Consider the following 14,507-nt stretch of genomic DNA (forward strand, 5'->3'; position numbering starts at 1 on the left):
GTATAATAAAAATTGCAACCTGTTGTGTACCATTTGGAGAGGGAGGCATGACCCATGAGTAAAACGACGAAGACAATCAACGAAGTCCGCCATGCGATCGAGAATCGCCGCACCGTCAAAAAATTCAAGAAAGATCCTGTTCCAACGGAGCAAATCATCGATTTGCTGGATACAGCCGTTTGGGCACCTAACCATAAATTGCGTGAGCCGTGGAGATTTGTGTTGTTCAATGGCAAAGGACGCAAAAAGCTCGCAGAGGCCATTGAAGCCGAGATGGGTGAGGATAACAAGTTTTCGGAGAGTGTGCAACAGGTGCCTGCTATTTTGCTGGTTGTGCTGGAGGAAGACCCGAGACAAGCGATCTGGGATGAGGATTTTGCCGCAGTCAGCACCATGGTTCAGAACTTTATGCTTGCAGCATGGAGCGAAAATATAGGCACATTTTGGGTGACCAAACCATTTTTATATGCACCTAAATTTCGGAAGCCACTAGGTATCAAGGCGGGAGAAAAAATTATTGGAATGATCTATATGGGATACCCCGATGTCATCCCATCAGCGAAAGAGCGTACACCTGCCAAGGAGAAGCTAACGTTATTTGAATAAAAGAACTTCATTCGAGACCACATGCATGTGGTCTTTTTTTGCAATAGAGATCGGGATAACGTCTGAATGCCGGGCAATCAAGCGGATCAGTTATTTCGGAATAGTGTGACAAGTTCACTGTTTTCATCATTGTTTCAAATCGATTTCCAAACTCTTTAATTGTTAACATTAAATCTACATCCGAGTAAGCGTTTGAGGGTTGTTCAACACGACTCCCGACTCCTTTTGAATGTGCTTATAATGCCAACCAGGCCGTATAGGTACTCTTCATTAACATGTAAGCAGAGTTCAAATACGGCTTTTGCTTAGCATCTGAATATCAGTATTAAAATAAACTCAAGTCTAACTGCCGATATTGTATCGCTTCCGCGACATGGGCTGTCACAATCTCACCTTCATGATCCAAGTCAGCAATAGTTTGTGCCATTTTCATAATTCGGTCATGGGCACGCATACTCAGATTCAGCGTCTGTATTGTTTGATCCAACAACTGCTCTGCTTCACGAGGTAGATGTATGGTCTTCCGTAAAAATGTGCCAGAGAGCTGACTGTTCCAGCGCACTGAACGGTTCAGGTAGCGTTTGGCCTGAATGGAATGGGCGACCATCACTTTTGCTTGCATCTCGACAGATGAAGGGGAAGTGCCAGCCATACGCCAATCTCCTGGTGGGGGAACTTCGACTTGCAGATCGATACGATCCAGCAGTGGGCCCGAAATTTTTGCCCTGTACGCTGCAACGCGAGCCGGACTGCAGATACAACGCTGTTCCTCCGCCTGAGCCGACAGATAACCGCAGGGACAAGGGTTCATTGAACAGGCCAGCATGAATTGTGCAGGAAAAGTGAACGCAGCTCTTGCCCTACTGATCGTAACGGTCTGATCTTCAAGCGGCTGTCTTAGTACTTCAAGAACCTGACGCTGGAACTCCGGTAGTTCATCCAGAAACAAAATTCCGCGATGAGCGAGACTGACCTCGCCTGGCTTTGGAATGCCGCCGCCCCCAATCAAGCCGGAGGTGGATATCGTATGATGAGGTGACCGAAAGGGTCTGTCTGCAATCAGTCCTTGAGGTGCTTCTTTTAGATGTCCTGCCGCACTTAACACTTTAGTTACTTCAAGTGCTTCTTCTTCCGATAAAGGGGGTAAAATCGTCGGTAATCGTTTAATCAGCATCGTTTTGCCTGTACCAGGTGGGCCAACCAGCATGATATTATGCATGCCCGCAGCGGCAATCATTAGTGCACGCTTGACATGATGCTGTCCAAGTACATCACTATAGTCTTCAAGTGGGGAAGAGAAAATTTCTCTACCTTGACTGGAACGTGCACTGGAAGGTTCGGAGAAATGAAGGTGACTGTAGTCTTTTAAGATGATTGGCCCCGCACTCGCTGTTCCCCCGGATGTGTTGCCATTTAAACCTTGGGATGTAAAGGTATGATCACGAGCAAGGTCCTTCAAATGTTGAAGCCCATAAATCCCGATTCCACGAATCAAACGTGCCTCCTCCACGTTCTCATAAGGGAGCAGAACCGAAGTAAAGCCTTGTCTTTTGGCTAGATCAACCATCGACAATATCCCGGGTACAGGCCGGATTGAACCATCCAGTGCCAGTTCCCCGAGAACTAAAGTGCGTTCCTGCGGGGGAAGAACAAGCTGACCGCTGGTTGTAAGTAACGCAATGGCAATAGCAAGATCAAAGGAGGAGCCTTCCTTACGCAGATCTGCCGGGGCCAAATTAATCGTAATACGTTGCAAAGGATACTGATATCCACAGTTTTTAATCGCCGCCCGAACGCGTTCCACAGCTTCTCTGACCGCCGAATCCGGTAGTCCGATAATGGAGGTCAGAGGTAAACCATTAGATAAATCCGTTTCAACTTCAATTAATACACCGTCAATTCCATACAGACACGAGCTATACAGCTTTCCATACATAACAAAGAAACACCTCACTCGAATAGTAGGCTCCGCGCAGGGCGAGCCAGTCTCGAATTAAGGTGCTTCCTCAGCTTCTACTAGCATTTTATATAAAAGGAATCAGAGCGTCAACCCGGTGTGAATGGTTATGAGATAAGTTTGTCTGATCCTGAATTGTTCTGGTGATTGTGGTTGTTCTGATGATCGCCCTAACATAACCCTAACATAAGTGGGTTATTCATACTTTGATCACCTGTAATTATATTTTATACAACTTAATTTAACATGATTAAATAAGAAAGTAAAATAATTTGTGCTCAATTATTCTTTTTTTAATCTATTTTGTGATAAGATAGTAATGGGGAAACTAAAATTCGCCGCTAATAAAGGCGAAGCAGGATGATTAACCCAATAAGATATGCAATTTAAAGTACATTAGGCAGGTGAGACAGACAACATGCAGACAGACCGTTTAAAGCTGGATAATCAATTATGCTTCGCCATATACGCTTGTTCACGTGAAATTACAAAATTGTACCAGCCCTATTTGGAAGTGCTTGGTGTAACGTACTCTCAATATCTGGTATTAATGGTATTGTGGGAGCGGCAGGAATGTACCGTTAAGGAAATCGGTGAAGCCTTGTACCTCGACTCAGGTACGCTGACGCCTCTTCTCAAACGGTTGCAATCAGCCGGGTTCATCCATCGTGAGCGCTCTGCACAAGACGAGCGTAAAGTGATGATTACACTAACCGATGCGGGACGTGAACTCAAGAATAAGGCATTATCCATACCTGAAGCCATTCAGGGAGATGCTTGCTTGAACAGCACAGAGTTTGAAACACTGCTTGGACAGTTTAAGGGTTTGCTTGAGAAAGTTCATGAAACGAATATCAATGTGGCTAAAAAATAATAATAAAAGTCTCCATGTGATGAAAAACCTTAGCCTACTCGGTTAAGGTTTTTTTCCATATATATCCAAGCATTCACAAAAAGGGATCATATCCATATCAAAATGCTGTCTATTAACCATTACTTTTTTAAGGAAAGCGTTTTAAAAACATGTTACAATGAATTGGGTTTAAGTGAAAATAGTCAACATATGTCTTTTGTTCGTCTACCAGCCCGCCTTGTTGCAGTCATGTTGATAGGAGGATTCGAGAATGAATATCCATGAATATCAAGGAAAAGAAGTACTGAAACAGTATGGAGTTACCGTTCCAAACGGAAAGGTTGCTTATACAGTCGATGAAGCGGTTGCGGCCGCAGAGGCACTGGGCAGTCCGGTGACTGTAGTTAAAGCGCAAATTCACGCAGGGGGTCGGGGTAAAGCCGGCGGCGTGAAAGTAGCAAAAAGCACAGAGGAAGTTCGTGCCTATGCATCCGAAATTTTGGGCAAAGTATTAGTAACCCATCAGACAGGACCAGAAGGTAAAGAAGTAAAACGTCTTTTGATTGAAGAAGGATGCGATATCCGCAAAGAATATTATGTGGGTGTTGTTGTCGATCGTGCTACAGGACGTGTAGTCATGATGGCTTCCGAAGAAGGCGGAACAGAGATCGAAGAAGTAGCTGAAGCTACACCTGAGAAAATTTTCAAAGAGGTTGTTGACCCTGCAATCGGATTGCAAGTGTTCCAGGCTCGCAAGCTGGCTTACAGCATCAAAATTCCGAATGAACTCGTGAATAAAGCTGTGAAGTTCATGCTCGCCTTGTACAAGGCATTTGTTGAAAAAGATTGCTCCATTGCCGAGATCAACCCGCTGGTTGTTACCGGAGATGGAAACGTTATCGCGCTGGATGCAAAGCTGAACTTTGACTCCAACGCTCTCTTCCGTCACAAAGATATTCAAGAACTTCGTGACTTGGATGAGGAAGATGAAAAAGAAATCGAAGCTTCCAAATACGACCTCAGCTACATAGCGCTTGACGGCAACATTGGCTGTATGGTTAACGGTGCGGGACTTGCGATGGCTACGATGGACATCATCAAATATTATGGTGGAGACCCGGCCAACTTCCTAGATGTTGGGGGCGGTGCAACAACAGAGAAAGTTACGGAAGCATTCAAGATCATTCTGTCCGATGCCAAAGTAGCCGGTATCTTTGTTAACATCTTCGGTGGTATTATGCGTTGTGATGTCATTGCCAACGGTGTTGTTGAAGCAGCGAAGCAGCTTGGCCTGACCAAACCGCTGGTTGTTCGTCTTGAAGGAACTAACGTGGAACTGGGCAAACGTATTTTGGGTGAATCCGGCCTGAATATCGTTCCTGCTGATTCCATGGCCGATGGAGCACAGAAAATTGTTGCCCTCGTAAAATAGGTCCATTCCTTCGTACCGGAGCTGTCCGGGAATTGAAAAATAACCGTAAGGATGTGAAGCAACGTGAGTATTTTGATCGATAAAAATACAAAAGTCATTACGCAAGGCATTACGGGTTCAACGGGAATGTTCCACACGAAGGGCGCATTGGACTACGGAACCCAAATGGTAGGCGGTGTTACGCCAGGCAAAGGCGGAACCAATGTTGACATCACGCTGGAAGACGGTTCAGTAGTCAGCTTGCCGGTATTCAACACGGTGCAGGAAGCGAAGGAGGCTACTGGCGCAACAGCGAGCGTCATCTATGTTCCTCCTGCATTTGCAGCGGATTCCATTATGGAAGCTGTTGATGCAGAACTGGATTTGGTCATCTGTATTACAGAAGGTATTCCGGTTCTGGATATGGTCAAAGTAGACCGTTTCATGGACGGAAAAAATACAGTATTGATTGGGCCTAACTGTCCAGGTGTTATCACACCGGGCGAGTGTAAGATCGGCATTATGCCTGGATACATTCATATGCCAGGGCATGTTGGTGTCGTTTCACGTAGTGGAACACTGACGTATGAGGCTGTTCATCAGCTCACAACTCGTGGTATTGGCCAATCTTCTGCGGTAGGTATAGGAGGAGACCCGGTTAAAGGCTCTGAGTTCATCGATATCTTGAAACGTTTCAATGAAGATCCACAGACACATGCTGTCATCATGATTGGTGAGATCGGCGGTACTGCGGAAGAGGATGCAGCAGAATGGGTGGCAGCTAACATGACTAAACCGGTGGTAGGATTCATCGGTGGTGTTACAGCGCCTCCAGGCAAACGTATGGGTCATGCGGGTGCGATTATCTCTGGCGGTAAGGGTACAGCCAAAGAGAAAATTGCGAAGCTGGAATCATGCGGTATTAAAGTTGCTCCGACACCAGCGGAAATGGGCTCCACTTTGGTAAGTGTGCTCGAAGAACGCGGTATTTTGAATTTGTGCACGACACATTAATCCTATTCCGTTATAATAGAAGAAACAGCACGGAAATGACTCATTTTCGGAGCCGTTGATTCAGGAGACGGTAAAGGTAAGCAACCTTTTGTCCTTTAAACAGGGCGAAGGGTTGCTTTTTTGCGTTTTTTTAGAAAAATGCGGGCGAGCTTTAGTGTGCAGAATATGTTAACGTTTGCAATTTATCGTTGTTTATCACACAATTAGAGGGCAATTTGTCCTCTTACAGGAGGCATGAATATGGAAGAACGCTGGATTTTGCTTGGACTCTATGAAATGGAAGGCATCGGGAAGAAAAGTGTTGCAAAATTGATGACAGGTCAGCACTCGTTGCAGGAGTTGCTTTATTACGAGGAAGGAGACTGGATTGAAGCTGGACTGAGGAAGGATCAGGCGACTCGTTTGGCTAGAGAATTTAATGCCGGCTGGATTGAGAGCAGAAGAGAGCAGGTTTATAATCGCGGGATCGAGGTTATTACTTATCTGGATTCAAATTATCCTATATTAATGAAGGAAACCGCACAGCCTCCCTGGGTGATGTACACTCGAGGAGATACTCGGTTATTACATCAACCTTCGATTGCGATGGTAGGAACAAGGATGCCTACAGTTTACGGGCGTAAGGTTGGGGAAAAGCTTGCAGAGCAATTGTCTCTTGCGGGGTTAACCATTGTCAGTGGACTTGCCAGAGGTATTGATCGTGTGTGCCATGAAGCTGTTTTAAGAGTAGAAGGGAAAACCATTGCCGTTTTTGGTACGGGGGTAGACATGGTCTACCCACCAGAGAATACGAGCTTAGCGGAACAAATTGCTGAAACGGGCCTACTTTTGTCAGAGTATCCTCTGGGAACCAGGGCTCGTCAGGGTCTTTTTCCCGAGCGAAACCGGATTATCGCAGGATTAACATTGGGAACGCTCGTTGTAGAAGCGGATATACGAAGTGGTTCTCTCATCACCGCAGATGCAGCACTCGAGGCAGGTAGAGATGTATTTGCAGTTCCAGGGCCGATTACTTCGCCGAAGAGTCGAGGGGCACATAATTTAATACGGCAGGGGGCCAAATTGGTCACTTGTGCTGCTGATTTATTAGAAGAGTATTGTTTGGACTTGCCAAATGCAGAACAACTTCCTTACAATAGAGGACGTTCGGCAGAAATGTCAGGACATGCAGAGCAAGATTTATTTCCAAAGGCAGAACTTTCTACAGATGAACGACGTATCATCATTTTACTTGAGCAGGAAGAGCAGTCTTTAGATCAATTGATAGAGCGGTTGGGTTGGGATTTTGGACATTTACATTCAGTTCTGTTATCTTTAATCATAAAAAAGCAGATTAGCCAATTACCAGGAACCAAGTATGCGAGGGTATGACGATGCTGCAACCTGTGCAGTATGTGGAGTATATAATACGAAGTATGAAGTGAAGTATTTAACTATATAATTTGAATGCTTAATTTACACAACAATGGAGAGGACAGAAAAAACCTGAAGAAACGAAGTGTTCGCCTAAAAGCTTTCTGGAAGAAAGCTGCATCGGAAGCATACGCTTATCATCGGATTTTAACCTTGAATAAAGGAATAAAAAAAATCTGGGAATAACAGCGATCGGAAGGTTATTCTGTCATCGAAGTGTTTAGTGTAAAATCTTAAATTCAACTTATATAGCAAGAAACAGTTTCATGACTGAGAGGAGGATGGACCTATGGCGGATGCACTCGTAATCGTGGAGTCGCCCTCAAAGGCGAAGACGATCGGCAAATATTTAGGTAGCAAGTTCATCGTGAAAGCTTCGATGGGACATGTGCGCGATTTGCCAAAGAGTCAGATCGGCGTTGAGGTAGAGAATGATTTTAATCCGAAATATATTACGATCCGCGGCAAAGGTTCAGTATTGAAGGAACTTAAGGATGCGCGCAAGAAGGTAAAAAAAGTGTATCTCGCGGCCGACCCGGATCGTGAGGGTGAAGCCATTGCCTGGCATTTGGCACATGCACTTGAACTGGATGACACGGCTGATTGCCGAGTTGTATTTAATGAAATCACCAAACAAGCGGTTAAGGACGCATTCAAAACGCCGCGTAAAATAAATATGGATTTGGTCAATGCACAGCAAGCCAGACGGATTCTGGATCGGCTTGTTGGATACAAGATTAGCCCACTATTATGGAAGAAAGTGAAAAAAGGGTTGTCAGCAGGTCGGGTTCAGTCCGTTGCTGTCAAAATTATTTTGGATCGGGAAAATGAAATTGATGAATTTGAACCCGAAGAGTACTGGAGCATTACTGCCAAACTAAGTGCAGACGGCAATCCGTTTGAAGCGAAGTTTCATAAGTTAAACGGAACCAAGACTGAGCTTGGGAGTGAAGCGGAAGTACAGGCGATTTTAAAACAGATTGAGGGCGCTGATTTTACAATCAAGGAAGTGAAGGAGAAAGAGAGAACTCGAAATCCTTCGGCGCCATTTACAACAAGCTCACTGCAGCAGGAGGCGGCTCGTAAGCTTAATTTCCGGGCTTCCAAGACGATGTCGGTTGCACAGCAACTCTATGAAGGTGTCGATCTTGGAAAAGAGGGCACAGTCGGTCTGATCACGTATATGCGTACGGACTCGACTCGTATCGCTACTTCTGCGCAGGAAGAAGCAAAAGAATACATCATTGGCAAGTATGGTGAAACATTTGCACCGGAGAGCCCGCGCAATTATTCGAAGAAAGCTACAAATGCCCAGGATGCACACGAAGCGATTCGTCCGACTTCTATCTTACGTGATCCAGATTCGATTAAATCGTTCATGAGTCGCGATCAGTTCCGTTTATACAAGCTGATCTGGGAACGTTTTGTCGCCAGTCAGATGTCCTCGGCTATTCTGGATACTCTTTCCGTAGACATTGCTGCGGGAGATACAATCTTCCGTGCAGCGGGTTCCAAAGTGCGTTTTCAAGGATTCATGAAAGTTTATGTGGAAGGCAATGACGACGGTACAACGGAAGAAGATCGTTTGTTGCCTCCGCTCAAGAGTGGAGACGTGCTGGAGAAGCAGGAGATTGAGCCTAAACAGCACTTTACGCAGCCACCACCGCGCTATACGGAAGCACGACTTGTCAAAACCTTGGAAGAGCTCGGTATAGGCAGACCGAGTACATATGCGCCAACACTGGAGACCATACAGAAGCGCGGATATGTTGCGATCGAAGAAAAGAAATTTATGCCGACAGAGCTGGGAGAACTGGTCATCGAGCAGATGGAAGAGTTTTTCCCGGAAATCTTGAATGTCGAGTTTACTGCGAACATGGAAGGTGATCTCGACCATGTGGAGGAAGGCTCCGAAGATTGGGTCAAAGTGTTAGCTGAATTCTATGAATCTTTCGAGAAGCGGCTGGAGTTTGCCGAGGAAGAAATGAAAGAGATCGAGATTGAAGACGAGGTTTCGGATGAGATCTGCGAGAAATGCGGCAAGCCACTCGTGTACAAACTGGGTCGTTTCGGAAAGTTCCTCGCATGCTCGGGCTTCCCCGATTGCCGTAATACAAAGCCGATCATTAAAGATATCGGCGTAACTTGTCCAAAGTGTAAGGAAGGACATGTCGTGGAGCGTCGTAGTAAAAAAGGACGTATATTCTATGGGTGTGACAAGTATCCCGAATGTGATTTCGTATCATGGGATAAACCTTCGGCTAAACCTTGTCCAAGTTGCGGATCATTAATGATTGAGAAACGAAACAAAAAGGGAACAAGATTACAATGTACTTCTTGTGATCATCAGGAGCCGGTGGAAGAATCGGAAGATGAATAAAAGGATTAGCATATTATGGGGGTAAATGATTTTGACAAGTGAACAACAAGTAACAGTTATTGGTGCGGGACTGGCTGGGTCAGAAGCGGCGTGGCAGATTGCCAGTCGCGGTGTGCGAGTGAAGTTATATGAGATGAGACCGGTAGTCAAAACCCCGGCTCATCATACGGATAAATTTGCAGAACTCGTATGTAGTAACTCTCTGCGTGCCAATGGACTGGCGAATGCTGTTGGGGTTTTAAAAGAAGAGATGAGAATGTTGAATTCGCTCGTGCTCGGGGCGGCTGATCGACATGCTGTTCCGGCGGGAGGAGCATTGGCTGTTGACCGGGATGGCTTCTCGGGTGAGATTACTTCGACATTGCATCAGCATCCGCTGATTGAAGTGGTGAACGAAGAACTGACTTCTTTGCCAGAGGACGGAATTGTTGTTGTAGCGACCGGACCACTGACTTCGCCGGCATTGTCCGAGCAGATTAAAGCGTTGATGGGTGAGGAATACTTCTATTTTTACGATGCTGCAGCTCCGATTATTGAAAAAGATTCCATTGATATGAACAAGGTTTACCTTGCCTCTCGTTATGATAAAGGAGAAGCGGCTTATCTCAACTGTCCAATGACAGAAGAAGAGTTTGATGTCTTTTATGAGGCTCTTATTACTGCAGAGGTTGCTCAGTTAAAAGAATTCGAAAAAGAAATCTATTTCGAAGGTTGCATGCCGATTGAAGTCATGATGAAACGGGGTAAACAAACAGCATTGTTTGGACCGATGAAGCCGGTAGGTCTGGTTAACCCGCATACGGGTGAATTGCCTCATGCTGTGGTACAGCTTAGACAGGACAATGCAGCGGGAACGTTGTATAACCTGGTAGGTTTCCAAACGCACTTGAAGTGGGGAGAACAGAAACGTGTCTTCTCACTGATTCCGGGTCTTGAGAATGCTGAGTTTGTGCGCTACGGTGTCATGCACCGGAATACATTTATTAACTCACCGAAGCTGCTTCGTCCAACGTACCAATTCAAAGAGCGCCCTAATTTGTTCTTTGCTGGCCAAATGACAGGGGTAGAAGGCTATGTTGAATCTGCCGCATCGGGTCTTATTGCCGGTATGAATGCAGCTAAAGCGGCGTTAGGACAAGAACTTGTTGTACTGCCGGTAGAAACCACGCTAGGTAGCATGGCCCAATATATTACAACAGCGGATTTCAAGCACTTCCAGCCAATGAATGCTAACTTCGGTTTGTTACCGAAATTGGAAACTAGAATCCGTAACAAAAAAGAAAAAAATGAAGCACTTGCTAATCGTGCCCTGGATGGTATCGCCAAGTTTATTGCTTCAGAAGGTCTAACCGTTCCGGAACGCGTATAAATTATTCGTGGGGGAGCTGATATCATGGATATGTCATTTCATGCGACAACGATCTGTGCTGTCCGTCATAATGGCAAGGCGGCGATTGCGGGCGATGGTCAGGTAACGATGGGCCAGAGCGTTGTTATGAAGAACACAGCCAAAAAAGTAAGACGCTTATATCGTGGACAAGTTGTTGCTGGCTTTGCCGGTTCTGTAGCTGATGCAATTACACTGTTTGAAAAATTCGAAGGTAAACTGGAAGAGCACCATGGCAATCTGCAACGGGCAGCGGTTGAACTTGCAAAGGATTGGCGGCAGGATCGCATACTGCGGAAGCTCGAAGCCTTGTTGATTGTGATGGACAAAACAGGAATGTTGCTTATTTCGGGTGGCGGGGAGATTATCGAACCGGATGATGATATCATTGCGATCGGTTCAGGTGGTAATTTTGCTTTATCCGCTGCGCGGGCGCTGAAACGTCACGCTGGACAGATGGAAGCGAAAGATATTGCGCGTGAGTCTCTTCAAGTGGCTTCCGAGCTGTGTGTGTACACGAATAGTAATATTATCGTCGAAGAATTGTAGGAACAAAGAAATCTCCCGTACAGGAACAAGATGCTACATCTGCTCCGGTTTACGCTAAGGAGATTCTTTGCTCTTGTGGCTGAATTGACGTCAACATACTTGTAGGAGGGAAGCATATGAATTCTCAAGCTTTAACGCCAAGACAGATTGTTACCGAACTGGATAAATATATCGTAGGTCAAAAACAGGCGAAGAAATCAGTGGCAGTAGCCCTTCGTAATCGCTATCGACGTAGTCTTTTGCCAGAACATACACAGGATGATATTGTACCTAAAAATATACTGATGATTGGACCTACAGGCGTCGGTAAAACGGAAATCGCGCGTCGTCTTGCAAAACTGGTAGGGGCGCCTTTTGTCAAAGTTGAGGCAACCAAGTTTACCGAAGTGGGATATGTTGGACGTGATGTGGAATCAATGGTTCGTGATCTGATCGAAACATCCCTGCGTATGGTCAAGCTTGAACGAACTGAACAAGTGAAGGATAAAGCGGAAGAAGCTGCTAACGAGCGCATTGTACATATTTTGGCTCCTTCTCAGTCCAAGTCTAAAAATCAGCGTAATCCGTTTGAAATGATCTTTGGGAACAACGGGAATGGAAATGCCTCTCAGGATCAGGACGAACCTGAACCCGATGCAAACGTTGCTGAGCGTCGTCGTAAAATCAAATTCGATCTGTTGTCTGGTAAACTGGAAGATGACATCATTGAGATCGATGTAGAGGACAATACGCCGAACATGATGGATATGTTTGCTGGCCAGGGTAATGATCAGATGGGCATGAACATGCAGGAGATGTTTGGCAGTTTGTTGCCGCGGCGTACGAAGAAACGTAAATTGGCTATTAAGGAAGCACGTAAAGTGCTTATTCAAGAAGAAGCGGGCAAATTAATCGATATGGATGATGTGACTCAGGAGTCCATAAGACGCGCAGAGCAGACAGGCATTATTTTCATCGATGAGATTGATAAAGTAGCCAGTCAAGGTCGTGGAAGCGGACCGGATGTTTCCCGTGAGGGCGTTCAGCGTGACATTCTACCGATTGTTGAAGGATCAACGGTCATGACCAAATATGGGCCTGTCAAAACGGATTATATTCTGTTTATGGCGGCTGGCGCATTCCATGTGGCTAAACCTTCAGATCTGATTCCGGAGCTTCAGGGGCGCTTCCCCATTCGTGTAGAGTTAAACAGTCTTACCTTGGAGGAGTTTGTCTCCATTTTGACGGAACCTCAGAATGCGCTAACGAAGCAATATGTCGATTTATTGCGCACAGAGGATATTGAGATTGAGTTCTCGGAGGATGCAATACGCGAGATTGCCAAGCTCGCGGAATCCGTTAACCAAAACACAGAAAACATTGGGGCTCGCCGTCTGCATACTATATTGGAAAAACTTCTGGAAGACTTGTCCTTCGAGGCTCCCGAGCTTACGTTGGAACGTATGGTGATTACACCAGAGTATGTACGTGAAAAATTACATGATATTGCGACAGATCGAGATTTAAGTCAGTACATCCTTTAGTAAGTGCAAAGGGTAATGAATATAGCTTGTAGTATCATATGAGATGATGGTTGTATGGAGTAAAATCAGGGGTATGTACCATGAACAGTGAACATTTAATCAATATGTTCTGTGCTTTGTATGCAGAGGATACTGTGTTAGATGTCGTGTTTATGGATACGTACCCTTATTTTATATTATGGTCTAACCTTTTCTGATGATTGGACCGATAATAGAGAGGTGGCGATCATCTATGCTAGAAACTAGGACTTGGGCCGCATGGATAACAGTATAAAGGGTAGCGGATTAGTTGGTATTCCTATTTTTATGCAACCATGTATTTCCATTAAAAGAATTTTAAATATTTAAATGTGATCTTTTGTTAAGCGAATCCACTGGAAAAGTTTGCGCAAATGCGCAAAACGTCGTTTTGTGGAAAACCGAGAAGCCATCAATTGTTTCTAAATATAAAATAGTAGTGACTTATACAATTGTTAAGAAAGTGTTGTGTCAAAAATGATGAATCCAATGAATCTATAAATATATAATGAGCAATAAAACAGAGTCGAATTCATAAAAATAAAGTATGATGTAAGCTTAAAACCCTAATACGACGGTAATATATGCTAAACTTAACAAATAAAAATCCTATTGTGGAAATGAACACTTGGCTGTGTTCAGATTGAAATACTGTCTGGGAAATTGAGTTATATTTTAAGAATGTTTAAGGAGAAGCTGTCAGATTGTTAACACAATTTTGATTTGGGACTGAATATTTACGAAAAAAATCATATTTTGCAGAAAATACACAAAAAGCCCTCTCTTTCAGAAAAGATAGGGCTTTTTTCTTATTGTAATATATCCCAAACTCGAAGAAACTTATGTTATACGACAACATCAGAGTTAATTCTACTTAAGTCCTAGAAAACCGTGTAAACACGAATGTTTTTGTCGAAAAAACAACAGCCGTTTCGCGTGAAAAGATTCAATCTTTTTCCATATATACTAATGAGAGGAGGGATATTGTGAATCTTTTAAACGATATTAGCTTTAAAAGATTACAAGGTGCGCTCGATGCGTCGAACATGAGACAACGAACGATAGCTGATAACGTAGCGAACGCCGATACCCCGTATTTCAAGCGATCAGACGTTTCTTTCGAAGAAATGTTACAGGATCAGATGAGCGGTGATTTACCTGTTCTTAAAGGGAAAGTAACGGATCCAAGGCATTTTGTCATAGGTCCTTCCTCTTTAGTGCCAACACCAGTAGTTAATATGGACCAGTCCACTTCCATGAATAACAACCAGAATAATGTGGACATTGATCGAGAGATGAGTCTTCTGGCGGATAATCAATTGCGTTACAACGCTTATATCCAGCAAGTGAACGAACAAATTAAAATGATGCGAGTAGGCGTAGAAGGGAGATAACC

11 protein-coding genes are annotated in these 14,507 nt (G+C 44.6%); 10 read left to right on the plus strand and 1 reads right to left on the minus strand.

The window, feature by feature from the left end; genetic code table 11:
* The first annotated feature begins 54 nt into the window (after positions 1-54).
* Positions 55-606, plus strand: a complete 552-nt coding sequence (locus Q9R46_RS06365) for a nitroreductase family protein (RefSeq protein WP_311279350.1) — start codon at positions 55-57, stop codon at positions 604-606.
* Between the two features lie 325 nt (positions 607-931).
* On the opposite strand, the gene Q9R46_RS06370 is transcribed toward Q9R46_RS06365, so the two are convergent.
* On the minus strand, positions 932-2,542 hold the full coding sequence (locus Q9R46_RS06370) for a YifB family Mg chelatase-like AAA ATPase (protein ID WP_311279351.1): 1,611 nt from the start codon (positions 2,540-2,542) through the stop codon (positions 932-934).
* Between the two features lie 439 nt (positions 2,543-2,981).
* On the opposite strand from Q9R46_RS06370, the gene Q9R46_RS06375 reads away from it, so the two are divergent.
* From Q9R46_RS06375 to flgB, 9 genes are all read left to right on the plus strand, one after another.
* On the plus strand, positions 2,982-3,437 hold the full coding sequence (locus Q9R46_RS06375) for a MarR family winged helix-turn-helix transcriptional regulator (protein WP_145329737.1): 456 nt from the start codon (positions 2,982-2,984) through the stop codon (positions 3,435-3,437).
* 250 nt (positions 3,438-3,687) lie between these two features.
* Positions 3,688-4,848 carry an ADP-forming succinate--CoA ligase subunit beta gene (gene sucC, locus Q9R46_RS06380; RefSeq protein ID WP_145329739.1) on the plus strand — a complete coding sequence of 387 codons (1,161 nt, stop codon included), beginning with the start codon at positions 3,688-3,690 and terminating at the stop codon, positions 4,846-4,848.
* Between the two features lie 63 nt (positions 4,849-4,911).
* Entirely contained in the window at positions 4,912-5,841 is a 930-nt protein-coding gene (sucD, locus tag Q9R46_RS06385) for a succinate--CoA ligase subunit alpha (protein ID WP_090923883.1), read from the plus strand.
* A 240-nt stretch (positions 5,842-6,081) separates the two neighbouring features.
* The gene (gene dprA / locus Q9R46_RS06390; protein ID WP_311279352.1) at positions 6,082-7,212 is read left to right on the plus strand and encodes a DNA-processing protein DprA; all 1,131 of its coding nucleotides are present in this window, start codon (positions 6,082-6,084) and stop codon (positions 7,210-7,212) included.
* A 331-nt stretch (positions 7,213-7,543) separates the two neighbouring features.
* Entirely contained in the window at positions 7,544-9,634 is a 2,091-nt protein-coding gene (gene topA, locus Q9R46_RS06395) for a type I DNA topoisomerase (protein WP_311279353.1), read from the plus strand.
* 25 nt (positions 9,635-9,659) lie between these two features.
* Positions 9,660-11,003 (plus strand): FADH(2)-oxidizing methylenetetrahydrofolate--tRNA-(uracil(54)-C(5))-methyltransferase TrmFO, encoded by a 1,344-nt coding sequence (gene trmFO, locus Q9R46_RS06400; protein ID WP_397351708.1) that lies wholly within the window; start codon positions 9,660-9,662, stop codon positions 11,001-11,003.
* Between the two features lie 24 nt (positions 11,004-11,027).
* Positions 11,028-11,570 carry an ATP-dependent protease subunit HslV gene (gene hslV / locus Q9R46_RS06405; protein ID WP_090923879.1) on the plus strand — a complete coding sequence of 181 codons (543 nt, stop codon included), beginning with the start codon at positions 11,028-11,030 and terminating at the stop codon, positions 11,568-11,570.
* Positions 11,571-11,686: 116 nt separating this feature from the next.
* The gene (hslU, locus tag Q9R46_RS06410) at positions 11,687-13,093 is read left to right on the plus strand and encodes an ATP-dependent protease ATPase subunit HslU (RefSeq protein ID WP_145329747.1); all 1,407 of its coding nucleotides are present in this window, start codon (positions 11,687-11,689) and stop codon (positions 13,091-13,093) included.
* Between the two features lie 1,004 nt (positions 13,094-14,097).
* On the plus strand, positions 14,098-14,505 hold the full coding sequence (gene flgB, locus Q9R46_RS06415) for a flagellar basal body rod protein FlgB (protein ID WP_090923877.1): 408 nt from the start codon (positions 14,098-14,100) through the stop codon (positions 14,503-14,505).
* Positions 14,506-14,507 lie beyond the last annotated feature (2 nt).

This window comes from Paenibacillus sp. RRE4, assembly GCF_031844205.1.
GTDB lineage: Bacteria > Bacillota > Bacilli > Paenibacillales > Paenibacillaceae > Paenibacillus > Paenibacillus xylanexedens_B.

Coding starts and splice junctions, on each gene's coding strand:
- Q9R46_RS06370 (WP_311279351.1), bottom strand. CDS start 2,542: ATGTATGGAAAGCTGTATAGCTCGTGTCTGTATGGAATTGACGGTGTA.
- dprA (WP_311279352.1), top strand. CDS start 6,082: ATGGAAGAACGCTGGATTTTGCTTGGACTCTATGAAATGGAAGGCATC.
- sucC (WP_145329739.1), top strand. CDS start 3,688: ATGAATATCCATGAATATCAAGGAAAAGAAGTACTGAAACAGTATGGA.
- trmFO (WP_397351708.1), top strand. CDS start 9,660: ATGATTTTGACAAGTGAACAACAAGTAACAGTTATTGGTGCGGGACTG.
- hslV (WP_090923879.1), top strand. CDS start 11,028: ATGGATATGTCATTTCATGCGACAACGATCTGTGCTGTCCGTCATAAT.
- hslU (WP_145329747.1), top strand. CDS start 11,687: ATGAATTCTCAAGCTTTAACGCCAAGACAGATTGTTACCGAACTGGAT.
- Q9R46_RS06375 (WP_145329737.1), top strand. CDS start 2,982: ATGCAGACAGACCGTTTAAAGCTGGATAATCAATTATGCTTCGCCATA.
- topA (WP_311279353.1), top strand. CDS start 7,544: ATGGCGGATGCACTCGTAATCGTGGAGTCGCCCTCAAAGGCGAAGACG.
- Q9R46_RS06365 (WP_311279350.1), top strand. CDS start 55: ATGAGTAAAACGACGAAGACAATCAACGAAGTCCGCCATGCGATCGAG.